This is a genomic window from Streptomyces sp. NPDC053426, assembly GCF_055585405.1.
Map to the genome: position 1 here is coordinate 462,476 of NZ_JBVJKE010000003.1, position 22,054 is coordinate 484,529.

Annotated in this window: 22 protein-coding genes; 16 read left to right on the forward strand and 6 right to left on the reverse strand. The window is 72.5% G+C overall.

Annotated features, from left to right (window positions below; all coding sequences use genetic code 11):
* Positions 1 to 72 precede the first annotated feature (72 nt).
* From ACZ62B_RS09090 to ACZ62B_RS09140, 11 genes are all read left to right on the forward strand, one after another.
* A complete protein-coding gene (locus ACZ62B_RS09090; protein WP_344559836.1) occupies positions 73 to 906 on the forward strand; it encodes a tryptophan 2,3-dioxygenase family protein in 834 nt (277 codons plus the stop codon).
* Positions 899 to 2,104, forward strand: coding sequence for a kynureninase (gene kynU, locus ACZ62B_RS09095; RefSeq protein WP_469689575.1), 1,206 nt, complete (start codon positions 899 to 901; stop codon positions 2,102 to 2,104). Before ACZ62B_RS09090 ends, kynU begins: the two co-directional genes overlap by 8 nt.
* Before the next feature lie 168 nt (positions 2,105 to 2,272).
* The gene (locus ACZ62B_RS09100) at positions 2,273 to 3,142 is read left to right on the forward strand and encodes an alpha/beta hydrolase (RefSeq protein ID WP_344559834.1); all 870 of its coding nucleotides are present in this window, start codon (positions 2,273 to 2,275) and stop codon (positions 3,140 to 3,142) included.
* 410 nt (positions 3,143 to 3,552) lie between these two features.
* Positions 3,553 to 4,476, forward strand: coding sequence for an alpha/beta hydrolase (locus ACZ62B_RS09105; protein ID WP_469689578.1), 924 nt, complete (start codon positions 3,553 to 3,555; stop codon positions 4,474 to 4,476).
* Positions 4,473 to 5,648 (forward strand): acyltransferase family protein, encoded by a 1,176-nt coding sequence (locus ACZ62B_RS09110; RefSeq protein WP_469689579.1) that lies wholly within the window; start codon positions 4,473 to 4,475, stop codon positions 5,646 to 5,648. The genes ACZ62B_RS09105 and ACZ62B_RS09110 overlap by 4 nt, the downstream gene beginning before the upstream one ends.
* Positions 5,641 to 6,963 (forward strand): sensor histidine kinase, encoded by a 1,323-nt coding sequence (locus tag ACZ62B_RS09115; RefSeq protein ID WP_469689581.1) that lies wholly within the window; start codon positions 5,641 to 5,643, stop codon positions 6,961 to 6,963. The genes ACZ62B_RS09110 and ACZ62B_RS09115 overlap by 8 nt, the downstream gene beginning before the upstream one ends.
* Positions 6,960 to 7,622: a response regulator transcription factor gene (locus tag ACZ62B_RS09120; protein WP_344559830.1), complete on the forward strand. Its 663-nt coding sequence runs from the start codon at positions 6,960 to 6,962 to the stop codon at positions 7,620 to 7,622. Before ACZ62B_RS09115 ends, ACZ62B_RS09120 begins: the two co-directional genes overlap by 4 nt.
* Before the next feature lie 102 nt (positions 7,623 to 7,724).
* The gene (locus tag ACZ62B_RS09125; RefSeq protein WP_469689583.1) at positions 7,725 to 9,110 is read left to right on the forward strand and encodes a sensor histidine kinase; all 1,386 of its coding nucleotides are present in this window, start codon (positions 7,725 to 7,727) and stop codon (positions 9,108 to 9,110) included.
* Positions 9,107 to 9,772: a response regulator transcription factor gene (locus ACZ62B_RS09130; protein WP_344559828.1), complete on the forward strand. Its 666-nt coding sequence runs from the start codon at positions 9,107 to 9,109 to the stop codon at positions 9,770 to 9,772. The genes ACZ62B_RS09125 and ACZ62B_RS09130 overlap by 4 nt, the downstream gene beginning before the upstream one ends.
* Before the next feature lie 39 nt (positions 9,773 to 9,811).
* Positions 9,812 to 11,032 (forward strand): cytochrome P450, encoded by a 1,221-nt coding sequence (locus ACZ62B_RS09135; RefSeq protein ID WP_469689585.1) that lies wholly within the window; start codon positions 9,812 to 9,814, stop codon positions 11,030 to 11,032.
* Positions 11,033 to 11,119: 87 nt separating this feature from the next.
* Entirely contained in the window at positions 11,120 to 11,713 is a 594-nt protein-coding gene (locus tag ACZ62B_RS09140; RefSeq protein WP_468727343.1) for a Uma2 family endonuclease, read from the forward strand.
* A gap of 35 nt (positions 11,714 to 11,748) precedes the next feature.
* Here ACZ62B_RS09140 and ACZ62B_RS09145 read toward each other — a convergent pair whose 3' ends face one another.
* Positions 11,749 to 13,404, reverse strand: coding sequence for an ABC transporter permease (locus tag ACZ62B_RS09145; RefSeq protein WP_469689587.1), 1,656 nt, complete (start codon positions 13,402 to 13,404; stop codon positions 11,749 to 11,751).
* On the reverse strand, positions 13,401 to 14,405 hold the full coding sequence (locus ACZ62B_RS09150) for an ABC transporter ATP-binding protein (RefSeq protein WP_344559824.1): 1,005 nt from the start codon (positions 14,403 to 14,405) through the stop codon (positions 13,401 to 13,403). The genes ACZ62B_RS09145 and ACZ62B_RS09150 overlap by 4 nt, the downstream gene beginning before the upstream one ends.
* Positions 14,406 to 14,519: 114 nt before the next feature.
* On the opposite strand from ACZ62B_RS09150, the gene ACZ62B_RS09155 reads away from it, so the two are divergent.
* Positions 14,520 to 15,017, forward strand: a complete 498-nt coding sequence (locus ACZ62B_RS09155; protein WP_468727350.1) for a GbsR/MarR family transcriptional regulator — start codon at positions 14,520 to 14,522, stop codon at positions 15,015 to 15,017.
* 28 nt (positions 15,018 to 15,045) lie between these two features.
* Here ACZ62B_RS09155 and ACZ62B_RS09160 read toward each other — a convergent pair whose 3' ends face one another.
* Positions 15,046 to 15,918: a diacylglycerol kinase gene (locus tag ACZ62B_RS09160; RefSeq protein ID WP_468727352.1), complete on the reverse strand. Its 873-nt coding sequence runs from the start codon at positions 15,916 to 15,918 to the stop codon at positions 15,046 to 15,048.
* Between the two features lie 188 nt (positions 15,919 to 16,106).
* On the opposite strand from ACZ62B_RS09160, the gene ACZ62B_RS09165 reads away from it, so the two are divergent.
* Both ACZ62B_RS09165 and ACZ62B_RS09170 read left to right on the forward strand, forming a co-directional pair.
* Entirely contained in the window at positions 16,107 to 17,390 is a 1,284-nt protein-coding gene (locus tag ACZ62B_RS09165) for an adenylosuccinate synthase (protein ID WP_073933105.1), read from the forward strand.
* A 99-nt stretch (positions 17,391 to 17,489) separates the two neighbouring features.
* Positions 17,490 to 17,780, forward strand: coding sequence for a hypothetical protein (locus ACZ62B_RS09170; protein WP_344559901.1), 291 nt, complete (start codon positions 17,490 to 17,492; stop codon positions 17,778 to 17,780).
* Between the two features lie 3 nt (positions 17,781 to 17,783).
* On the opposite strand, the gene ACZ62B_RS09175 is transcribed toward ACZ62B_RS09170, so the two are convergent.
* The 3 genes from ACZ62B_RS09175 to ACZ62B_RS09185 form a co-directional block, all read right to left on the reverse strand.
* Positions 17,784 to 18,434, reverse strand: a complete 651-nt coding sequence (locus ACZ62B_RS09175) for a hypothetical protein (RefSeq protein ID WP_344559822.1) — start codon at positions 18,432 to 18,434, stop codon at positions 17,784 to 17,786.
* Between the two features lie 44 nt (positions 18,435 to 18,478).
* Positions 18,479 to 19,258: a GntR family transcriptional regulator gene (locus ACZ62B_RS09180; protein ID WP_344559821.1), complete on the reverse strand. Its 780-nt coding sequence runs from the start codon at positions 19,256 to 19,258 to the stop codon at positions 18,479 to 18,481.
* 150 nt (positions 19,259 to 19,408) lie between these two features.
* Positions 19,409 to 20,764 (reverse strand): aminotransferase class III-fold pyridoxal phosphate-dependent enzyme, encoded by a 1,356-nt coding sequence (locus tag ACZ62B_RS09185; RefSeq protein ID WP_468721704.1) that lies wholly within the window; start codon positions 20,762 to 20,764, stop codon positions 19,409 to 19,411.
* Between the two features lie 157 nt (positions 20,765 to 20,921).
* Here ACZ62B_RS09185 and ACZ62B_RS09190 point away from each other — a divergent pair, with 157 nt between their 5' ends.
* Entirely contained in the window at positions 20,922 to 21,527 is a 606-nt protein-coding gene (locus ACZ62B_RS09190) for a type 1 glutamine amidotransferase family protein (RefSeq protein ID WP_344559819.1), read from the forward strand.
* The gene (locus ACZ62B_RS09195) at positions 21,524 to 21,994 is read left to right on the forward strand and encodes a MarR family winged helix-turn-helix transcriptional regulator (RefSeq protein ID WP_469689590.1); all 471 of its coding nucleotides are present in this window, start codon (positions 21,524 to 21,526) and stop codon (positions 21,992 to 21,994) included. The genes ACZ62B_RS09190 and ACZ62B_RS09195 overlap by 4 nt, the downstream gene beginning before the upstream one ends.
* Positions 21,995 to 22,054: the final 60 nt, after the last annotated feature.

Sequence of the window (22,054 nt, forward strand, 5' to 3'; positions counted from 1 at the left end):
GGGGACCGGGGCCCCCGTGCCGGTAACGGCAGGGGCGGACCGCTACCCGGAGTACATGTACAGGAGACAGCGATGTCCCACGAGGCTCACGAGCAGCCCGAGACCCCGCATCTCGACTTCGAGGGGACGACCCCCTACGAGGACTACGTCAAGGCCGATGTCCTCACCCACTTGCAGCACACCCTCTCCGACGATCCCGGAGAGATGGTCTTCCTGGTCACCACCCAGGTCATGGAGCTGTGGTTCACCGTCATCGTCCACGAGTGGGAGACCGCGGCGAAGGCGCTGCGCCAGGACGACGTCCCGGTCGCGGTCGACGCGCTGAAGCGGTCCGTACGGGAGCTGGAGGCGCTGAACGCCTCCTGGAAGCCGCTGAGCGGACTCACCCCGGCGCAGTTCAACTCCTACCGCGGCGCCCTCGGCGAGGGCTCCGGCTTCCAGTCGGCGATGTACCGGCGCATGGAGTTCCTGCTCGGCGACAAGTCGGCGTCCATGCTGGTCCCGCACCGGGGAGCGCCGCGCGTGCACGCCGAGCTGGAGAAGGCGCTGCACGAGCCGAGCCTGTACGACGAGGTGCTGCGGCTGCTCGCCCGGCGCGGGCACGCCATCCCTCAGGACGTGCTGCGGCGCGACGTGTCACGGAAGCACGAGCCGTCGGCGGAGGTGGAGGCGGTCTGGACGGCCGTCTACGCGGGCGACGAGCGGGACGAGGTCGCCCGTCTCGGTGAGGCGCTGACCGATGTCGCCGAACTGGTGTGGCGATGGCGCAACGACCACCTGGTCGCCACCCGCCGCGCGATGGGCGCCAAGGCCGGTACGGGAGGCTCCGCCGGGGTGGCCTGGCTGGAGAAGCGGGCGCAGAAGAGCGTGTTCCCCGAGCTGTGGACGGCAAGGTCCTATGTCTGAGCTTTCGACGAAGACGGAGAAGCTGGACGCCTCCGACGAACTGGCCGCCAAGCGGGCCGAGTTCGTCCTCGACGACGTGGTCTACCTCGACGGCAACTCGCTGGGCGCGCTGCCCGTCGCCGTACCCGGCCGGGTCGAGGACGTGGTGCGCCGGCAGTGGGGCGAGCTGCGGATCCGGTCCTGGACCGAGGGCGGCTGGTGGACGGCGCCGGAACGGATCGGTGACCGGATCGCTCCGCTGGTCGGCGCCGCGGCCGGGCAGATCGTGGTCGGCGACTCGACCAGCGTCAACGTGTTCAAGGCGCTGGTGGGCGCGGTACGGCTGGCCCGGTCGGGCGATGCGGCGCGGGACGAGATCGTGGTCGACGCGACCACCTTTCCCACGGACGGCTACATCGCCGAGTCGGCGGCCCGGATGACCGGGTGCACGCTGCGTCCGGTGGCCCCGTCCGAGGTGCCGGGCGCGCTCGGTGACCGTACGGCCGCCGTGCTGCTCAACCACGTCGACTACCGCACCGGCCGGCTGCACGACCTGCCGTCGCTGACGGCCGCCGTGCACGCGGCGGGGGCGGTGGTGGTCTGGGACCTGTGCCACAGCGCGGGCGCGCTGCCGGTCGGCCTGGACGAGCACGGCGTGGACCTGGCGGTCGGCTGCACCTACAAGTACCTGAACGGCGGGCCCGGTTCACCGGCGTTCCTGTACGTGCGCGCGGACCTCCAGGACCGCTTCGACTCCCCGTTGCCCGGGTGGAACTCGCACGTCGAGCCCTTCGGGATGCGCTCGGGGTACGAGCCGGCGGCGGGCGCGGTGCGCGGGCGGGTCGGCACCCCGGACATCCTCTCCATGCTCGCCCTGGAGGCGGCGCTCGGGGTCTGGGACGGGGTGACGGTCGAGGCGGTGCGCGCCAAGTCCCTCGCGCTGACGGACTTCTTCCTGGAGTGCGTCGGGACGTACGTCCCCGAGGGCAGGGTCGAGTGCGTGACGCCGCGTGCGCACGGGGAGCGGGGCAGCCAGATCGCCCTGCGCTGCCCGGACGCCGGGGACGTGATGAAGCGGCTGATCGAGCGGGGTGTGGTCGGGGACTTCCGCCACCCGGACGTGCTCCGGTTCGGCTTCACCCCGCTGTACGTCGGCTTCGCGGACGTGGAGCGGGCGGCGCGGGTGCTGGCGGAGGTGCTGGCGGAGGTGCTGGCGTAGTCCTCCGGGGCCGGGGGGTGACGTCGTACGGCGTCACCCCCCCCGGGTCCGCTGACCGAGCGTGACATCCGCATGTCGGCGCATGCGGGCGTGCTGATACCGTCCCGGCCGAACGGCCGCGTTCCCGTCGGACCGTCACCCGTGTTCTGTCGCTGAGAGGTTGGAGCAATGACGGACGACGTCGCAGCCGCCCGGGCCGCCGCCGAGGAGGAGTCGGTCTTCTCCCACCCGCCCGTGGACCCCGACGCCACGGCGGCCTACGGCGACGACCCGGACCAGATCGTCGACTTCTACGCGCCGCGTGGGGAGGGCGGGCCCGCGCCGGTGGTGGTCGTGCTGCACGGCGGTGCCTGGCGGGCGCCGTACGACCGACGCCACATCAGCCCGTTCGCGGCCTTCCTGGCCGGGCGGGGGTTCGCCGTGGCCAGTGTCGAATACCGGCGCGGGGCGGGGGAGCCGGGCGGTGGTGATCCGGTCGCGGGGCGGTGGCCCGACACCTTCGACGACGTCGCCGCCGCGACGGACGCGCTGCCGGGGCTGATACGGGAGCGCGTGCCGGGGGCCGACCTGCGGAGGGTCGTGCTCACCGGGCACTCGGCCGGTGGGCACCTGGCGTTGTGGGCCGCCGCGCGGCACGTCCTGCCGGCCGGTTCCCCCTGGCGGACGGACGGGCCCGCGCCGCTGCGTGGCGTCGTCGCCCTCGCGCCGATCGCGGACTTCGAGGTCGCCGACAAGCTGGGTGTGTGCGGGGGTGCGGCGCGGCAGTTGCTCGGGGGCGACGACCGCTTCGCCGAGCGTCGGCCGCATGCCGATCCCGGGCTGCTGCTGCCCACCGGGATCGCCACGACCCTGGTGCAGGGGCGTACCGATGACGTGGTTCCGCAGGCGGTCGCCGAGGCGTACGCGGAGGCGGCGGCGAAGGCGGGGGAGGTGGTGGGGGTGACGTTGCTGGAGGACGTGGGGCACTTTCCGCTGATCGATCCGGGGGCGGACGCGTGTGCGGTGGTGGCGGAGGAGATCGCTCAACTGGCCTGGTGAGCAACCCTTTTGACGGGGTCGGCCAGTCATACCCGTAGTACCTGAGAGCTGCCCCGCAGGTGAGTCCCCTGGTGGGACGCGGGTTACCCGCGACGCTCCGTAACTTCCTTTTCCGGTGAGCCCGATGGGCGGGCGGAGGGGGAGGTACGACCACCATGGTGCGCGGGCGCGAGGGGGAACCGGCGGGGGCGCGGGCCGGGGGTGGGGCGCGCGGGCCGGCGCTTGCGCGGGCAGTCGTGCCGCTGGGGCGGCACGGGTGGGCGATGGGGGTCCCCCCGCTCGAGCGAAGCCGAGAGTGGGGGAGGCACCCCGCAAGCGCCGGGCTGCGTGAACACCCCCCGGTCGACCTCGACGCAGGGCACCCCCGCGGGAGGGGTGGCACGACTGTCCACGGTCGGCGGAGGCCGTCGGTGCGGTGGCGGCGTAGTGCGCTCGCGGTGCTGGTCGCCTGCGCGGTCGCCGTACCCCTCGCCGGGGCGGCTCGGCCGCAGGTGCCCGCGCCTTCGCCTGCCGTGGTTGCCGGGCCGTCCGCGGCGAACCTCGACGCGGTCTACGCCGCCAACCGGGCCAACGCCGAGGAAGCCGCCCGTATGGCCGCCGAGTACGGGAACCGGCGGCGGGCCGGGGCCGACCGTGCGCTGGCCGGGCGGCAGTTGCTGGACTTCGACGGGCGGGGCGCCGGGCTGGTCACCGAGGTGCTCGGCGACCTCGCGCACGCCGACCGTGTCGCCGTCCTCGTGCCCGGCTCCGACACCGGCATCGACACCTACGGGCGGTTCCGTGCCGCCGCCCTCGCCCTGCACGAGCGGCTCGGTACGCGGGCCGCCGTCGTGGCCTGGCTCGGTTACGAGACCCCCGCCACCGTCAGCGCCACCGCCGCCACCACCGACCGTGCGGAGGAAGCAGCCCCCGAACTTCGGCGCCTCGTCGGCGACTTGCGTGACGTCGCCGGGCCGGGCGCCCGCATCTCCCTCCTCTGCCACTCCTATGGCTCCGTCGTCTGCGCCGAGGCCGCCGACGGTCTCGACGTCGACGACATCGCCCTCCTCGGCAGCCCCGGCACCGGCTCCGACACCGCCGCCGGCCTGCACACCCGGGCCAGGATCTGGGCAGCCCGGGGCGCCGACGACTGGGTCGGGAACGTCCCGCACCTCAGCGTCGGCCTCCTCGGCACCACCGTCGGCTTCGGCACCGACCCCGTCTCCCCGGCCTTCGGCGCCCGGGTCTTCGCGGCCGGCGACGGCGGCCACAGCGACTACTTCGACCCCGGCTCCACCTCCCTGGCCAACCTCACCCGGATCGTCCTCGGCGAGACCCGGGCGGTGACCTCATGAGCCGCCTCACCACCGCGGTACGTGCCGCCGCCGGACGCGTCGACGCCGCCACCCCCGGCCACCGCGACCGTGCCGTGGACGCCCTGCGCGCCGGCGCCATCCTCGGTGTCGTCCTCGGCCACTGGCTGGTCACCGCCCTCGTCGCGGACGGCCGCACCCTGCACACGGCCAGCCCGCTCCAGCACCTGCCGTGGCTGGCCCCCGTCTCCTGGGCGTTCCAGACCCTCGCCGTGTTCTTCCTGGTCGGCGGGCATGTGGCGACCCGCGGGTACGCCTCCTCCCGCGCCCGCGGCATCCCGTACCACCGCTGGCTGCACGGCCGGCTGGCCCGGCTGTTCACACCGGTCGCCGCCGTCCTCACCCTGTGGACGGCCGTCGCGACCGCCCTGCTGCTCTCCGGCGCCGAGTACGCCACCGTGCGCACGCTGGTGAAGCTGGCCCTGTCGCCGATGTGGTTCCTGCTGGTCTTCGCCGCCCTCACCGCCGCGACCCCGCTCCTCGCCCGGCTCCACCCGCTGTGGCCGCTCGCCGTCGTCCTCCACGTCGACCTGCTCCGCTTCGGCCTCGGCGCCCCCGACGGGCTCGGCTGGCTGAACCTGGCGGCCGGCTGGCTGGTGCCGTACACCCTGGGCGCGGCCTGGACACGGGGCGAGCTGGAACGCCGTAGGACCGGCTGGGTCCTTCTCCTCTCCAGTACGGCCGTCACGGCCGCGCTCGTCGCCTGGGCCGGCTACCCGGCGTCGATGGTCGGCGTCCCGGGCGCCGGGGTCTCCAACCTCAACCCGCCGACGCTGGCCGCCGTCACCTTCGGCCTCGCCCAGTGCGGGCTGGCACTGCTGCTGCGGGACCGGCTGCGCGGCGCGATGCGGCGTCCCGTGGCGTGGGCGGCGGTGGCGCTGGTCAACCTCTCCGCGATGACGATCTTCCTCTGGCACCAGACCGCCCTGATGGCGACCACCGCCACCGGCCTCCTCGCCGGCCGCCTCCCCGGCCTGCACACCGTCCCCGACGGCCTCGGCTGGGTCGCCGCCCGGCTGCTGTGGCTGCCGGTGTTCGTCCTCGCCCTCACGGTCTGCTGGGCGGCGTTCCGGTCCTGGGAACGGGCGGGCGGCGGCCGGTCCCGGGTGGTCCGCACCCACCGGCCGACGGAGAAGGGAGTACGGCATGTCTAGGCTGGACCGCGTGACGGACAAGGGGGCGGGGTCGGCTCGGCGGTGGCTGGGCGTGCTGCGGGACGACCTGCTGACGGTGCGTTCGGACCCGCTGCCCCCGTCGATGTGGCTGCGCTGGGTGCCGCACGGATTCGTGTGCCTGGCCGCGTTCGTCATCTTCTTCGGCGATCTGAACCAGCTCCAGGGGTACGGGAAGATCGGCCACAGTAACGCCCTGATGATCGCGGTCGGACAGTGCGGGGCGGCCGTTCTCGCGCTGCGGCGTCCGGTGCCGGCGCTGTGGTTGTCGCTCACCGCTTCGCTGGCGGGTGCCGTCCTGGCGCGCCGCATGCTGATGGCCGGCCAGATCGACGGATTCCCATGGCCCTGGCACGCCTGGGGGATCGCGGCCCACCTGCTCGTGCTGCTGCTGCTCGCCCTGCGCGTGCCCACCCGCGTCTCCGTCGAGGCGCTGACTGTGACGGCCCTGCTCACCTATGTCCTCCAGGGACTCTGGGGCGCGTGGAACTACTCGTCCACCGGCCAGACCGCCGTCGTCCTGTTCGCCGTCGCCGTCGTCCTCGGCATCGCCCTGCGCGGCCGCCGCGAGGCCCGCGCCGAACTCGGCCGGCAGACCACCCTCACCGCCGAGGAACGCGCCCGCCGCACCCTCCTGGAGGAACGCAGCCGGATCGCCCGGGAGCTGCACGACGTGGTCGCCCACCACATGTCGGTGATCTCCATCCAGGCGCAGGTCGCCCCGCACCTGGTCCAGGACCCGCCCGACGAGCTGAGGGAGAACCTCGCCGGCATCCGGCAGAACGCCGTCGAGGCGCTGACCGAGCTGCGCCGCGTCCTCGACGTGCTGCGCTCCGAACACCCCGCCCCCGGCGAGCGCTCGGACGCCCCGCAGCCCACCCTCGACCGTCTCGAATCGCTGGTGGAGAACACCCGCGCCGCCGGACTGACCGTGACCACCGGGACCAGCGGGGAACACCGCCCGCTGCCGCCCGGCGTGGAGCTGTCGGCGTACAGGATCGTGCAGGAGGCGCTGAGCAACGTGCTGCGGCACGCGCCCGGCGCGACCGCCCACGTCACCCTGGCCTACGATCCGCGGGGGCTGCGGGTGACGGTCGTCAACACCGGCCCGACCCGGGAGGCACCGCCGTCCGCCGGCGCCGGACACGGGCTGCTCGGCATGCGGGAACGGGCCGTCATGCTGGGCGGCAGACTGACGGCCGGTCCCTGGGCCGGGAAGGGCTACAAGGTCGACGCCTACCTCCCGGTCTCCGCCCCGCCCGCCACCGAACCCCCTCCCCAGGACGGCACCGCATGATCCGCGTACTGATCGCCGACGACCAGCAGATGGTCCGGCAGGGCTTCACCGTGCTCCTCAACACGCAGCCCGACATCGAGGTCGTCGGCCAGGCGGTGAACGGGGTGGACGCGGTCGCTCGGGTCGCCGAACTCGCCCCGGACGTCGTCCTGATGGACATCCGCATGCCCGAACTCGGCGGCATCGAGGCCACCGCCCTCATCACCGACGCCACCCCGGACGTCAGGGTGCTCGTCCTGACCACCTTCGACCTCGACGAGTACGTGTACGAGGCGCTGCGCGCCGGGGCGTCCGGGTTCCTGCTGAAGGACGCCTCCGCCGACCAGCTCGCCGAGGCGGTACGGGTGGTGGCGGCCGGTGACGCCCTCCTCGCGCCCGGCGTCACCCGTCGGCTGATCGCCGAGTTCTCCCGGCTGGACGCCCGCCCCCGCAGCCCCCTCAAGCAGCGCGTGGGCGACCTCACCGAACGCGAGACGGAGGTGCTCGCGCTGATCGCGCAGGGCCTGTCCAACGCGGAGATAGCGGTACGTCTCGTGGTGGCCGAGCAGACCGTGAAGACGCACGTCGGCCGCATCCTGGTGAAACTGGGCCTGCGGGACCGCACCCAGGCGGCGGTGTTCGCGTACGAGTCGGGGCTGGTGCGTCCCTCCGGATACTGACGGGTGCCCCGGCGCGCGGCCCGCGTAGTACCTGAGACGGACGCCCGGGAACCCGTCTCAGCGGGGACGACCGCCCTCACCCGGTCGGCCTACCGTGTGAGCGTGACCGAGACGACTCACCAGCAGCACGGGGCCGGGACCCGCAGCCCGGAATACCGGCTGGCCCAGAACGCCCTGCGGGGACTGCGCCAGGACCTGTTCCGTGACCCCTTCGCCTACCGCCCGCTGCCGCCCCGGCGCACGGACGGCCCGTTCGTGCGCCGGCTGCCCGGCCGGCTGCGGTCGGCCGGGCAGCACCTCCCGCACGCGGTGGTGGGCGCGGTCGCGCTGCTCGCCCTGTGCGTGGGCGCGGTGGGCGGCGGTCTGCCCGGCGGTGACGCACCGGCCCTGCTGACCGGCGCCCTGTGCGCACTCCCGGTGCTCGCCACACTCGTCCGGCCGGTCGGCGCGTTCTGGCTGTCCCTCGCCGTGACCCCGGTGGTCGCGATCACCAACGGTGACGGAGGGGACTGGCCGTGGATGCCCGGCGCGTTCGTCTGCCACCTGGCCGTGCTGGTCGTCGTGGCGCTGCGCACCAGGCCCCGCACCGCCGCCTGGATGTGGGTCCTGACCGCCGCGTACGCCTTCCTCTCGGACGTCTTCTTCGGCGGGTCGTACTACTACACCAACAGCGCGCCCATGATGGTGACGTCCGCGTTCGCCCTGCTCGTGGTCTGTCTCTGGCACGTCCGGCACACCGCCCAGCAGGAGGTGACCGCCCAGCAGACCGTCACCGCGCACGAACGCTCCCGGCGCACCCTGCTGGAGGAGCGCACCACCATCGCCCGCGAGCTGCACGACGTGGTGGCCCACCACATGTCGGTGGTCGCCATCCAGGCCGAGGCCGCGCCGTACCGGGTGGAGAACCCGCCGCCGGAGCTGGAGCGCGCCTTCGTCACCATCCGGGAGAACGCGGTGGCCGCCCTCACCGAGCTGCGCCGCATCCTCGGAGTGGTCCGCGCCGAGGACTACCAGGCCCCGGACGCCCCGCAGCCCACCCTCGCCGACCTGGACGCCCTGCTCGTCAACGTGCGCGACGCGGGGCTGCGGGTGGAGAAGGTGGTGACCGGCGCGGTGCGGGAGCTGCCGCAGGGGGTGGAGCTGTCGGCGTACCGGATCGTGCAGGAGGCGCTGAGCAACAGCCTGCGGCACGCGCCCGGCGCGAGCGCCCGCGTGGAGATCGGGTACGTCCTCGGCGGCCTCGGCGTGCGCGTCGTGAACGACCCGGCACCCGCCCCGAACCTGATCAAGCCCGCCCGCCACCCGGCCACCACCCCTGAAGGAGGGCTTCGCCCGCCCCCTCCGATCGGAGCCGGCCACGGCATCACCGGCATGCGCGAGCGGGTCACCATGCTGAACGGCGAGATGACGGCGGGACCGACGGACGACGGAGGCTACGAGGTCGCCGTGTTCCTGCCGGTCGCCACGGTGAACGAAGGTGACGCATGACGATCCGTGTCCTGATCGTGGACGACCAGATGATGGTGCGCGAGGGCTTCTCGGTCCTGCTGGGCGCGATGCCCGACATCGAGGTCGTCGGCGAGGCCGTCAACGGCCGGGAGGCGGTGGAGCGGGTCCGCGAGCTCGCCCCCGACGTCGTCCTCATGGACATCCGCATGCCCGAGCTGAACGGCATCGAGGCGACCCGGGAGATCGTCGCCGCCGACGGCGCGGCGAAGGTGCTGGTGCTCACCACCTTCGACCTCGACGAGTACGTCTACCAGGCGCTGCGCGCGGGCGCCTCCGGCTTCCTCCTCAAGGACGCCTCCGCCCGCCAGCTCGCCGACGGCGTACGGGTCGTCGCGGCCGGCGAGGCGCTGCTCGCCCCGACCGTCACCAGGCGCCTGATCACCGAGTTCTCCAAGCTGTCCGAGGCCCCGCGCCTGATGCCGTCCGCGCAGGCGGCGTACGGCGACCTCACCGAGCGGGAGACGGAGGTGCTGGTGCTGATCGCGCAGGGCCTGTCCAACGCGGAGATCGCCGGACGGCTGGTGGTCGCCGAGTCCACGATCAAGACCCACGTCAGCCGCATCCTGGTGAAACTGGGCCTGCGCGACCGCACCCAGGCGGCGGTGTTCGCCTACGAGGCGCGGCTGGTCACCCCCGGCTGACCCTGGCCAGGGGGCGGGGTGCCGGGCTAACGTCCGTTCATGGCAGCCCTTGACGACCTCGCGTTCGACCCGTGGGACCCCGCGTTCGTCGCCGACCCGTACCCCGCCTACGCCGAGCTGCGCGAACGCGGGCGGGTGCACTGGTTCGAGCCGACGAACCAGTGGCTGGTCCCGTACCACGCCGACGTCTCGGCACTGCTGCGCGACCGGCGCCTGGGACGGACGTACCAGCACCGCTTCACCCACGAGGAGTTCGGCCGCACCGCCCCGCCGCCGGAGCACGAGCCGTTCCACACCCTCAACGACCACGGCATGCTCGACCTCGAACCGCCGGACCACACCCGCATCCGCCGCCTGGTGTCGAAGGCGTTCACCCCGCGCACGGTGGAGCGCCTCAAGCCGTACGTCCGCGGACTCGCGGACGACCTGGTGTCCGCGCTGGTCGAGGCGGGCGGCGGCGACCTGCTCAAGGACGTCGCCGAGCCGCTGCCGGTCGCGGTGATCGCCGAGATGCTCGGCATCCCGGAGTCCGACCGGGCCCCGCTGCGCCCCTGGTCGGCGGAGATCTGCGGCATGTACGAGCTGAACCCGCCGGAGGAGACGGCGACGAAGGCGGTCCGGGCGTCGGTCGAGTTCTCCGACTACCTGCGCGGCCTGATCGCCGAACGCCGCGAGAACCCCGGCGACGACCTGATCTCGGGCCTGATCGCCGCCCACGACGAGGACGACCGGCTCACCGAGCAGGAGATGATCTCCACCTGCGTCCTGCTGCTGAACGCGGGCCACGAGGCCACCGTGAACTCCACGGTCAACGGCTGGTGGGCCCTGTTCCGCAACCCCGACCAGCTCGCCGCCCTGCGCGCGGACCACTCCCTCGTCCCGTCCGCCGTCGAGGAGCTGATGCGCTACGACACCCCGCTCCAGCTCTTCGAACGCTGGGTCCTCGACGAGATCGAGATCGACGGCCGGGTGATCCCGAGGGGCGCGGAGATCGCGATGCTCTTCGGCTCCGCCAACCACGACCCGGCGGTCTTCACCGACCCGGAGCGCCTGGACCTGACCCGCGCCGACAACCCGCACATCTCCTTCAGCGCCGGCATCCACTACTGCATCGGCGCGCCCCTGGCCCGTATCGAGCTGGCGGCGTCGATGACGGCGCTGCTGGAGAAGGCACCGGGGCTGCGGCTCGCGGCGGAGCCGCAGCGGAAGCCGAACTTCGTGATCAGGGGGTTGGAGGGGCTGGCCGTGGAGGTGGGGTGATCACCCGTTCGGATGATCACCGGCCGACTTCCGGTGAGGGACGTGGATGGCTCGGCAAGCTGGTGCCCGCCTGCGGAGGGAGGCACCATGACGGTTATGGCAGAACGCGCGTCATCCCAGTTGTCGGTGGACATGTTCGAGCGGATCGCCGAGTTCGCCGAGCGTGAGGACGAGACCGTCAGGTTCGAGTTCATCAACGGACGGATCGGGCTCAGGAAAGTGACCAACGGCAATCACGGCGCGATCATCATGTGGCTGGTCCGTCAGTGCATGCAGGCCAGGCCCGAACTCGATCTCAGCCCGGTGCAGGGACTGAAGGTGGAGTCCTACCGCAAGGGCCGGGCCCTGCCGGACGCGGTGCTCGCCCCCGTCGCCCACTTCGCGGGGCAGGGAGACTGGGCGGACACCAAAGGCGTGCTGATGGCGGTGGAGGTCACCTCCTTCGACTCGGACACGCACGATCGCGACCGTGTGGAGAAGCCCCAGGCCTACGCCGAATCCGGGATCCCCGTCTACCTGCTGATCGACCGCGACCGTCGCTCGGTCCTCGTACACAGCGACCCGGACCCGGTGGTCGGCTACCGGAACGTCCAGAAGCGCCAGTTGGGCAAGAGGGTCGTGCTTCCCGACCCCGTCGGCATCGAATTCGACACCGAGGAGCTCAAGCCGTACATGGACTGACGGGTCCCGTCACGTCGTCATGCCCCCTCCTGTTCCTACTTCGTCTCCAGGTCCCGGCGGCGGAAGCCCTCCAGGCCCAGCCACACCAGTCCCGCCGCGACGAGGGTCAGGAGCAGCATCGGGGTCCAGGACATGTCCGCCGCGGGCAGCCGCGGGACGTGGCCGAAGGGGGAGAGGTTGTTCATCCAGTCCGGGAACTGGAGGAGCTGGCCGAGGTAGCCGACGACGAAGGCGTACACCGGCACGATCCAGGCCGCCGCGCTCGCGCGCGGGAACCAGCCGAAGAGGACCACGGCGACACCGACGGTCACCCACAGGGCGGGGGCGTAGGCCAGAGCCGCGCCGACCAGCTTCGGGAACAGTGCGCCGTCGCCGGCCGAGGCCGCCCCCGAGACACCGAAGCCGAGCCCGGCGAGGAGCAGGACGAGCGTGCCGCCGCTCATCGCCACGGCCAGGTGGCCGCCGACCCAGCGGGTGCGCGAGAGGCCGGTGGACAGCAGGGGCTCCGCGCGGCCCGCGGTCTCCTCCGAGCGTGGCCGCAGGGCGGCCATCACCACGTACACCGCCGCCACCACCGTGATGACCACCATGACCATCGAAGCGAACGACTCGGCGACACTGGCGCCGCCGATGCGGTCCAGGGCCTCCTGGATCTGGTCGATGTCCTTCAGCATGTCCTCGGCGTCCCCGAGGATGGAGCCGTACATCGCGCCCATCACGAACAGGCCCGCGCCGAAGCCGGCCAGCATGCCGCGGTGCAGCCGCAGCGCGAAGCCGAACGGCGTGCCCAGCGCCTCGGAGGCGACCGGGCGGCCCAGCTTCTCCGGGCGCAGGCCCGCCCCCACGTCCCGCCGGGTGGAGAGGACGAAGCCCGTCGCGGCGCAGGCCACCGCGAGCGCGGCGCACAGCAGCAGCGGCCACCAGCGGTTGTCGACGAAGACGTAGGTGCGCTGCACCCAGCCGATCGGGGACAGCCAGGACAGGGCGCCGCTGGAGCCGCTGTCGCCGGCGGCGCGCAGCACGAACGCCACGCCGATGACCGCGAGGGCCGTCCCGCTCGCGCCGCGGGTGTGCGCGGTGACCTGCGCGGTGATCGCGGCGACGGCGGCGAAGACGATGCCGACGGCCGCGTGGGTGAGGCCGTACAGCAGCGACCCGGCGGTGTCGACGCCCTCCAGACCCATGCCGGACAGTCCGAGGGCCAGGAGCAGGGCCAGGACCAGGTTGGCGAGGATCGCGACCGACAGGGCGGCGGCGAGGTGGGCGTGGCGGCCCACGGCCGTCGAGCGCACCAGTTCGGCGCGGCCCGTCTCCTCCTCGGCGCGGGTGTGCCGAGTGATGATCAGTACGCTCATCAGCCCGACGAGGACGGCCATGAAGCCGATCATCTGGTGGCCCAGCATGGAGCCGAAGTTGTAGTCGTCGAGGTAGTGGCGTGGGCCCGACATGGCGAGGCCGGCCGGACTGTCCATGGTGCTGACGACGTTGGCGCGGTCCTCGGGGTCGGCGTACAGGGTCTTGTAGCTGTTCGCCGTCGAGAGCGTGCCGAGGAACAGCGCCAGGATCCACATGGGGAGCCGGATCCGGTCCCTGCGCAGGGCGAAGCGCATCAGGGTGCGGGTCCCGGCCAGGGTGTCGCCGACGGTGGCGGGGGCGGTGGGCGCGGGGGCCTCGGCGGTGGTGGCGGTCATTTCACGGCTCCGTCGCCGTTACCGGGGTGGCCGTTGGCGGTCCCCGCGGCGGCAGCCGCTGATGTCAGCGCGTCGCCGTAGTGGCGGAGCATGAGCTCCTCCAGGGTCGGCGGGTGGCTGACCAGGCTGCGGATGCCGAACTCGGTGAGCTTGCGGACCGCGCCGTCGACCCGGGCGCCGTCGACCGCGAAACGGACGCGGCCGTCGACGGTGCGCAGGTCGTGGATGCCGGGCAGCGCCTCCAGGCCGGTGGCCGGACGCTCGGTCTCGGCCTCGATCGTCGTACGCGTCAGATGCCGCATCTCGGCGAGCGTGCCGGACTGCACGATCCGACCGAGCCGGATGATGCTCACCCGGTCGGCGAGCTTCTCCACCTGGGCCAGGATGTGGCTGGAGAGCAGCACGGTCTTCCCCGCGGCCTTGGCCTCGACGATGACGTCCTGGAAGACGACCTCCATGAGCGGGTCCAGGCCCGCGGTCGGTTCGTCGAGGAGCAGCAGTTCGGCGTCGGAGGCGAGCGCGGCGACGATGGCGACCTTCTGCCGGTTGCCCTTGGAGTAGGCCCGGCCCTTCTTGGTCGGGTCCAGGTCGAAGCGCTCGATGAGGTCGGCGCGGCGCCGCTTGTCGATGCCGCCCGCCCGTCGCCCACCACCACCCTGCCTGACGCGCTCCGCGCGGCCCCCTCCACGCAACCGCGCGAGCAGGTCGATGGCCTCACCGCCGGTGAGGCCGGGCCACAGCTCGACGTCGCCGGGGACGTAGGCGAGACGGCGGTGCAGCTCGACCGCGTCCGCCCACGGATCGTGCCCGAGCACCTGGGCGGCGCCCGAGTCGGCGCGCAGCAGGCCGAGCAGGACGCGGATGGTGGTCGACTTGCCGGCGCCGTTGGGGCCGAGGAAGCCGTGGACCTCGCCAGTTTCGACGCTCAGGTCGAGACCGTCCAGTGCGTGGGTCCGGCCGAACGACTTGTGCAGTCCGGACACGGTGATGGCCTTCGTCATGCTTCGGAACGTACGCTTCTTTCAGAAATTTGTGAAGTTAAGGAAGCGTATAAATCGGCGGCTAGACTTGATCCACGGCATCCATGGCGCCTGAGCAGGGGAGATGATCGGAGCATGGCGGAACCGAGCGGGACGGCCCGGGACCCGGAGGCGGTCTCACGGTTCGTGGAGCACTTCGCGGCGCAGATGGTGGAGGCCGGCATGTCGCGCATGCCCGCCCGCGTCTTCGGCGCCCTGCTCGCCTCCGACGCCGGGGTCATGACCTCCGCCGAGCTGGGCGAACAGCTCAAGGTCTCACCGGCCGCGGTGTCCGGCGCGGTGCGCTACCTGTCCCAGGTGCACATGGTGTCCCGCGAACGCGAGCCCGGCTCCCGCCGGGAGCGGTACCGGGTCCACGGCGACCAGTGGTACGAGGCCCTCACCAACCGCGAGGCCGTCCTCAAGCGCTGGGAGGACGCCCTCCGCGAGGGCGTCATCAGCCTGGGCGCGGACACCCCGGCGGGGCGGCGGCTGGCGGAGACGCTGGCCTTCTTCGAGTTCGTGGAGAAGGAGATCGAGACGATGATGGAGCGCTGGCGGGTGCACCGGGAGGAGCGGTTCGGGCGGGCGTGACCGGTCCGGCACGCCCCTGGCGCGGCCGCTACCGCACCGGCACCGTCAGCCCCCAGGCCCCTTCCCGCACCACCCACGTCCGCGTCCGCACCGGTCCCGACACCACCCCGTCCGCGCGATAGCGGAAGTGCGCGCCCGACACGGTCACCGTGCGGCCCTCCGCCGACAGCGGGGACGCCTCCGCCCCCACCGACGCCGGACGCACCTCCACCCGGGCACTCCCCGGGGCGCCGGGCACGACGGAGACGCCCGTCACCGGCTGCCCCAGATCGACGAGCGTCTCCCCGTCGACCTCCACCCGCAGCCGCGCCGGCCCCGCTTCCGGCGCGGAGACGGAACCGGACGGCCTGGCCGGCACCAGGGTCCGTACGAGCGACCGGCACGTCCGCAGCCACGGGCGCCCCGCCCCGCCGCCCGCCGCCCGCACCCGCGCCGTGCCGCCGAGCGGCGGGATCCGCAGCGCACCGAGCACCACCCCGTCGCTGTCGTCCACCAGCAGGTCCATCCGCCGCTCCGCCCCGTCCAGCACCGCCCGCGCCGCCGCCACCGCACCCGCCGGCACCCCCAGCGACCGGGCGAGGGAGACCGCGCCCCCCACCGGCACCAGGGACAGCGCGCAGTCGGCCAGCTCCCGCCGCCGGTGCAGCAGCGTCACCGCCCGCACCAGGGCCCGGTCGTCGCCCACCACCACCGGCCGCCGCGACCCGCGCCGCGCCAGCGCCCGCGCGAACTCCTCCGGGCCGTCCGGCAGACACACCTTCGTGCCCGCCGCACCCGCGCCGATCACGTCCTTCGCGATCCGGACGGACTCGCCGTCCGCCCGTCGGGCGACCGGATCGATGACCACCAGGAGCTGATCGGACGTCGCGGAAAAGGTCCTGGAAGTCGCCACCTCGGCCATGCCTCGCTTCCTCGGGTAGCATCTTTGTGCAAGAGCCCCTTGCGCTATTGCGCCAGGGGCTTCGTCTATTCCGGGGCATCCGGTCCGACGGTTGGCGGCCAACGGTGGTCGCGGCGGTGCACGCGGCGGTGATCCTCCGTGTGCGCCCTTGACCTTGGACATGCCCCGCCCGGAAGGGGTGTACGCGCGTGCCCGCACTTGTGCTGCTCGGTGCTCAGTGGGGTGACGAAGGCAAGGGAAAGGCGACGGACCTGCTCGGTGGTTCCGTCGACTATGTGGTGCGCTACCAGGGCGGCAACAACGCCGGCCACACGGTAGTCGTGGGTGACCAGAAGTACGCCCTCCACCTGCTCCCTTCCGGAATCCTGTCCCCCGGCTGCACGCCGGTCATCGGCAACGGCGTCGTCGTCGACCCGTCGGTCCTGTTCTCCGAGCTGAGCGGGCTGAACGAGCGCGGCGTCGACACGTCGAAGCTCCTGATCAGCGGAAACGCTCACATCATCACGCCGTACAACGTGACGGTGGACAAGGTGACCGAGCGCTTCCTCGGCAAGCGCAAGATCGGCACCACGGGCCGGGGCATCGGCCCGACCTACGCCGACAAGATCAACCGCGTCGGCATCCGCGTCCAGGACCTGTACGACGAGTCGATCCTCACCCAGAAGGTCGAAGCGGCCCTCGACGTCAAGAACCAGATGCTCACCAAGTTCTACAACCGGCGCGCGATCGCCGTCGACCAGGTGGTCGAGGAGCTGCTGGGCTACGCGGACAAGCTCGCCCCGTACGTCGCCGACACGGTGCTGGTGCTGAACCAGGCGCTGGAGCAGGACAAGGTGGTCCTCTTCGAGGGCGGCCAGGGCACGCTGCTCGACATCGACCACGGCACGTACCCCTTCGTCACCTCGTCCAACCCGACCGCGGGCGGCGCCTGCACGGGTGCCGGCGTGGGCCCGACGAAGATCAGCCGGGTCATCGGCATCCTGAAGGCGTACACGACCCGCGTCGGCGCGGGACCGTTCCCGACGGAGCTGTTCGACGAGGACGGCGAGGCGCTGCGCCGCATCGGCGGCGAGCGCGGTGTCACCACCGGCCGCGACCGCCGCTGCGGCTGGTTCGACGCGGTGATCGCCCGCTACGCCACCCGCGTCAACGGCCTCACCGACTTCTTCCTCACCAAGCTCGACGTCCTCACCGGCTGGGAGCAGATCCCGGTCTGCGTGGCGTACGAGATCGACGGCAAGCGCGTCGAGGAGCTGCCGTACTCGCAGACGGACTTCCACCACGCGAAGCCGGTCTACGAGATGCTCCCGGGCTGGTCCGAGGACATCACCGGCGCCAAGTCCTTCTCCGACCTGCCGAAGAACGCCCAGGCGTACGTCAAGGCCCTGGAGGAGATGTCCGGCGCCCCGATCTCCGCGATCGGCGTGGGCCCGGGCCGTGACGAGACGATCGAGATCAACTCGTTCCTGTAGCCGGACCCGCCCCTCACCGGCGCCCGCGCGGGCGCCGGTGAACGGGCATAGCCTGAAGCCGTGGATGCCGCGTGCGTCGACCAGAAGAAGGTGAGTGCGATGCGCGTGCTGCTCAAGGCGACCATGGACACGGAGAAGACGAACGAGCTCATCCGCAGCGGGAAGATGCCCGAGGTGATGAAGGAGGCGCTCGACCGGCTCCAGCCGGAAGCGGCGTACTTCGGACCGGTGGGCGGGCAGCGTACGGCCCTGCTGGTCTTCGACCTGGCGGACAGCTCCGAACTGCCTCCGACCGGGGAACCGTTCTTCACCGAGATGAACGCCCGCGTCGAGGTGACCCCGATCATGAACGCGGAGGACCTGCAGAAGGGACTCTCCGCGATGCGGTGAGCCTCAGCTGAACACGATCATCGACCCCTGCGCCAGGCTCCGTGTGGCCGCCGCGTGCAGGCCCAGCCAGACGTGGCGTTCCCGGGCGAAGGGGCTGGGGTCGTACGGGGCGGGGACGGCCGGCTCCTCCAGCTCGGTCGGACCGCGCGGGGGCTCGGGTGCGGCCGGGGGGTTCGCCGGGTCGATGCCGAGGGACGGGGCGACCAGCTCCAGCTCCCGCAGCAGCGCGTGGGACGACCCCAAGGGGCCCCCGCCCGCGAGGAGTTCGTCGTTGGCGAGCGGGTGCGGGAAGTCGACGGGGACGTACGCGCCCGCGTGGTCGTAGTGCCACACCAAGTGGGACTGCTGGGCCGTCGTCTCGAACATCTCCAGCAACTGCTCGTAGTCGCCGCCCAGTTCGTCCACCGGGGTGACCGGCAGCCCGCACACCTGGAGCAGGTACACCCGCCGCAGGAAGTGCAGCGCGTCGTAGTCGAAACCCGCGACCGGGGCCACCTCGCCGGTCAGTCCCGGCATGTACTGGTACACCGGCACCGGCGGCAGGCCGGCCTCGGCGAGCACCGCGTTGTACTGCGCGAGTTCCTCGGCGAACGGATTGTCGGGCGTGTGGCACAACACGTCGACGAGCGGTACCAGCCACAGGTCACAGGCCAAAGAGGGCTCCTCACACAGCACGGTCGTCGGGATGGTCGTCGTGGTCAGGGAAGCGTATCGGCGCCCGGCGCGGGCTGCTCCCCCTGTGCCGACCCTTGTGCAGGTCCCCTACCCATACCCACACCACCGCCCGTCAGCCCCTCCACGAGGGAGAGCGCGTGCGTGTTGTACGACTCGACGATCGCGCGGGCCGTATCGGTGTCACGGCGCGACAGCGCGTCGACCAGATCGGTGTGCGCGGCCCACAGGTGCCCGCGCAGGTCGGGCAGTCGCCGCAGGTGCTGCACCACGCACACCCAGGTCTGCACGCGCAGCCGGTGCAGGAAGTCGGTGAGGTACGGGTTGCCGAACACGGACCCGAGTTCGCGCCAGAAGCGCAGGTCGTAGCCGATCAGCACGGTGACCTCCCCGGCGAGGGCCGCGCGCTGCGCCTCCTCGCCGCGCCTGCGCACCCCGGCGAGGGCGGCGGCGACCCGGGGCTCGTCCGGCCGGAGGTGGACCAGGTGGCCGTCGGTGAGCGCGCGGAACATCCCGTCGGTCACCAGGGTGCGGGCCTCGATCATGTCCCGGAAGTCGTCGGCGGAGTACTCGTGCACCCGGAAACCCCGGTGCTGGTCGGCGTCGAGCAGTTCCTGCGCCGACAGGTCGACCAGCGCCTCCCGGACGGGGGTCGCGGACACGCCGTACTGATCGGCGATCTCCTTGACGGTGAACTCCTGCCCCGGCTGGAGCCGGCCGGCCAGCACCTCGTCACGGAGCGCGTCCGCGATCTGCTGCCGCAGGGTGCTGCGGGTCACGGCACCGCCGCCGCTGAAGCCGGGCATGGTCGGGGCGTCTCCCTCGTCGCGTTCGAGTGGCGTGCCCGCGGATGTCCGCGGGCACGCCACCTTACGCGTTCGGACGGGTCCCGGGGTGTTCGAACGGGCGCGTGGGAGAACCTCCTCGAGCCCGTTCGCACCGACCTCGCGGGGTGGTCACTCCACGTGGCCGTCCGCCACCGACAGGGCCGCGTCCAGCGCCGCGAGACCCTCCTTCAGCTCCGCCTCGCTCGCGTTGCACGGCGGCACCACATGCGTGCGGTTCATGTTCACGAAGGGCCAGATCCCGGCCTCCTTCGCGGCGGCGGCGAAGGCCGCCATCGGGGCGTTCGCCTCACCGGACGCGTTGTACGGCACCAGCGGCTCGCGGGTCTCCCGGTCGCGCACCAGTTCCAGCGCCCAGAACATGCCGGTCCCGCGGACCTCGCCCACGCTCGGGTGCCGCTCGGCCAGCTCCCGCAGCCCCGGCCCGACGACGGACGCGCCGAGGGCCGCCGCGTTCTCGACGACCCCCTCCTCCTCCATGACGTTGATCGTCGCGACGGCGGCGGCGCAGGCCAGCGGGTGCCCCGAGTACGTCAGACCGCCCGGGTACGGCCGCTTCCCGAACGTGTCGGCGATCGCCCCGGAGATCGCGACACCGCCCAGCGGCACGTACCCGGAGTTCACGCCCTTCGCGAAGGTCATCAGGTCCGGGACGACGTCGTACAGGTCCGCCGCGAACCACTTCCCGGTCCGCCCGAACCCGGCCATGACCTCGTCGAGGACGAAGACGATCCCGTACTTGTCGCAGATCTCGCGCACGCCCGCGAGGTAACCGGCGGGCGGCGGCATGATGCCCGCCGTTCCCGGGATCGTCTCCAGGACGATCGCGGCGACGGTCGAAGGACCCTCGAAGGCGATCGTCGTCTCCAGGTGCTCCAGCGCCCGCGCGCACTCCTGCTCCTCGGTCTCGGCGTAGAAGCGGGAGCGGTACAGGAACGGCGCCCAGAAGCGCACGACCCCGGCGGTGCCGCTGTCGGAGGGCCAGCGGCGCGGGTCGCCGGTGACGTTGACCGCCTGCTGGGTGCCGCCGTGGTACGAGCGGTACGCGGAGAGCACCTTGGGGCGGCCGGTGTGCAGCCGCGCCATGCGCAGGGCGTGCTCCACGGCGTCGGCGCCGCCGTTGGTGAAGAAGATCCTGTCCAGGTCGCCCGGGGTGCGCTCCGCGATCAGCCGGGCCGCCTCCGAACGCGCCTCGATCGCGAACGCGGGCGCGAACGTCGTCATCCGCGCCGCCTGCTCCTGGATCGCGGCGACGACCTTCGGGTGCTGGTAGCCGATGTTGGTGTAGACGAGGCCGCTGGTGAAGTCGAGGTAGCGCCGGCCGTCGTAGTCCCAGAAGTACGACCCCTGCGCCCCGGCGACGGCGAGCGGGTCGATGAGCTCCTGCGCGGACCAGGAGTGGAACACATGCGCACGGTCGGCGGCCTTGACGGCGGCCCCGACCTCGGGGTTCGGCTGAGGGGTCATGGGGCCGAGGGTAGGCCGGGGCCGTGGGGCCGCGACATCGGCGGCCTGTCTGCGGTCGGGGACTTTCCGCGACAGGGTGTCGACGGAAGTGATTGACAGGAAGCTGTCGTGATGACAAGATGCTGTCATCTATCGGCGTTCTCACAAGGGAGCGGTCATGACCCGCAAGCCCGTGCATCTCGCCCTCTACGACACCTTCGCCGACTGGGAGACCGGTCACGCCACCGCGCATCTCGCCCGCGCCGGCTACGAGGTGCGCACGGTCACCCCGGCCGGGGAGCCCGTCACCGGCATCGGCGGACTCCGCGTCCTGTCCGACCTCACACTCGACGAACTGCGGCCCGAGGACAGCGCGCTGCTGATCCTCCCCGGCGCCGACCGCTGGGACGAGGGCGACGACCTCGCCCCCTTCGCCCGCACCGCCCGCGCCTTCCTCGACGCCGGTGTGCCCGTCGCCGCGATCTGCGGCGCCACCGCCGGGCTGGCCAGGGAAGGACTGCTCGACACCCGCGCGCACACCAGCGCCGCCCCCTTCTACCTCGCCGCGACCGGCTACGCGGGCGGCGACCGGTACGTCGAGGCCGACGCGGTCACCGACGGCGGTCTCGTCACCGCCGGGCCGACCGAGCCCGTCGCCTTCGCCCGCGAGATCTTCCGGCTGCTCGGCGTCCACGACGACACGGTGACCGACGCCTGGTACCGGCTGTTCCACGACTCGGACCCCGAGGCGTACGCCGTGTACGCGAAGGCCACGGCCCGGTGAGCGGGGAACACCAGGACCTGCTCAGCAGGGGCGCGCTCGGCACCTTCCGGCTGAACGGCCAGTTCCTCGCGGTCGCCGAGGAGCTGGCCCGGCCCGCCGGGCTCACCGCCGCCTGGTGGCAGGTGCTCGGCGCGGTCCTCGGCGAGCCGCTGCCGGTCTCCGGGATCGCCAGGGCCATGGGCATCACCCGGCAGAGCGTGCAGCGCATCGCCGACCTGCTGGTGGAGCGCGGACTCGCCGAGTACCGGCCCAACCCGGCCCACCGCCGCGCCAAACTCCTCGCCCCCACGGAGCGGGGCCACACGGCGATCAGCCGTATCGACCCCGGCCACGCGGCCTTCGCGGAGCGGCTGGCGCAGGCGTACGGAGCGGCGTACGGGGAGGCGGAACTCGCCCGTGCGGTGGAGGCGCTGGAACGCCTGTCCGCGGTGCTGGACACACTCGGGCCGCCTGTTACGGAACCGTAGACGTCGCCCGGCTCACCGGGTACCGGCCCCGCACTATCCTCGGGATGTTGCTCATCGGGG

Excerpts from the sequence above, each read along its gene's own strand:
- ACZ62B_RS09090 (WP_344559836.1), top strand. The coding sequence starts at position 73 with ATGTCCCACGAGGCTCACGAGCAGCCCGAGACCCCGCATCTCGACTTC.
- kynU (WP_469689575.1), top strand. The coding sequence starts at position 899 with ATGTCTGAGCTTTCGACGAAGACGGAGAAGCTGGACGCCTCCGACGAA.
- ACZ62B_RS09100 (WP_344559834.1), top strand. The coding sequence starts at position 2,273 with ATGACGGACGACGTCGCAGCCGCCCGGGCCGCCGCCGAGGAGGAGTCG.
- ACZ62B_RS09110 (WP_469689579.1), top strand. The coding sequence starts at position 4,473 with ATGAGCCGCCTCACCACCGCGGTACGTGCCGCCGCCGGACGCGTCGAC.
- ACZ62B_RS09115 (WP_469689581.1), top strand. The coding sequence starts at position 5,641 with ATGTCTAGGCTGGACCGCGTGACGGACAAGGGGGCGGGGTCGGCTCGG.
- ACZ62B_RS09120 (WP_344559830.1), top strand. The coding sequence starts at position 6,960 with ATGATCCGCGTACTGATCGCCGACGACCAGCAGATGGTCCGGCAGGGC.
- ACZ62B_RS09130 (WP_344559828.1), top strand. The coding sequence starts at position 9,107 with ATGACGATCCGTGTCCTGATCGTGGACGACCAGATGATGGTGCGCGAG.
- ACZ62B_RS09135 (WP_469689585.1), top strand. The coding sequence starts at position 9,812 with ATGGCAGCCCTTGACGACCTCGCGTTCGACCCGTGGGACCCCGCGTTC.
- ACZ62B_RS09140 (WP_468727343.1), top strand. The coding sequence starts at position 11,120 with ATGACGGTTATGGCAGAACGCGCGTCATCCCAGTTGTCGGTGGACATG.
- ACZ62B_RS09145 (WP_469689587.1), bottom strand. The coding sequence starts at position 13,404 with ATGACCGCCACCACCGCCGAGGCCCCCGCGCCCACCGCCCCCGCCACC.
- ACZ62B_RS09150 (WP_344559824.1), bottom strand. The coding sequence starts at position 14,405 with ATGACGAAGGCCATCACCGTGTCCGGACTGCACAAGTCGTTCGGCCGG.
- ACZ62B_RS09155 (WP_468727350.1), top strand. The coding sequence starts at position 14,520 with ATGGCGGAACCGAGCGGGACGGCCCGGGACCCGGAGGCGGTCTCACGG.
- ACZ62B_RS09160 (WP_468727352.1), bottom strand. The coding sequence starts at position 15,918 with ATGGCCGAGGTGGCGACTTCCAGGACCTTTTCCGCGACGTCCGATCAG.
- ACZ62B_RS09170 (WP_344559901.1), top strand. The coding sequence starts at position 17,490 with ATGCGCGTGCTGCTCAAGGCGACCATGGACACGGAGAAGACGAACGAG.
- ACZ62B_RS09180 (WP_344559821.1), bottom strand. The coding sequence starts at position 19,258 with ATGCCCGGCTTCAGCGGCGGCGGTGCCGTGACCCGCAGCACCCTGCGG.
- ACZ62B_RS09185 (WP_468721704.1), bottom strand. The coding sequence starts at position 20,764 with ATGACCCCTCAGCCGAACCCCGAGGTCGGGGCCGCCGTCAAGGCCGCC.
- ACZ62B_RS09190 (WP_344559819.1), top strand. The coding sequence starts at position 20,922 with ATGACCCGCAAGCCCGTGCATCTCGCCCTCTACGACACCTTCGCCGAC.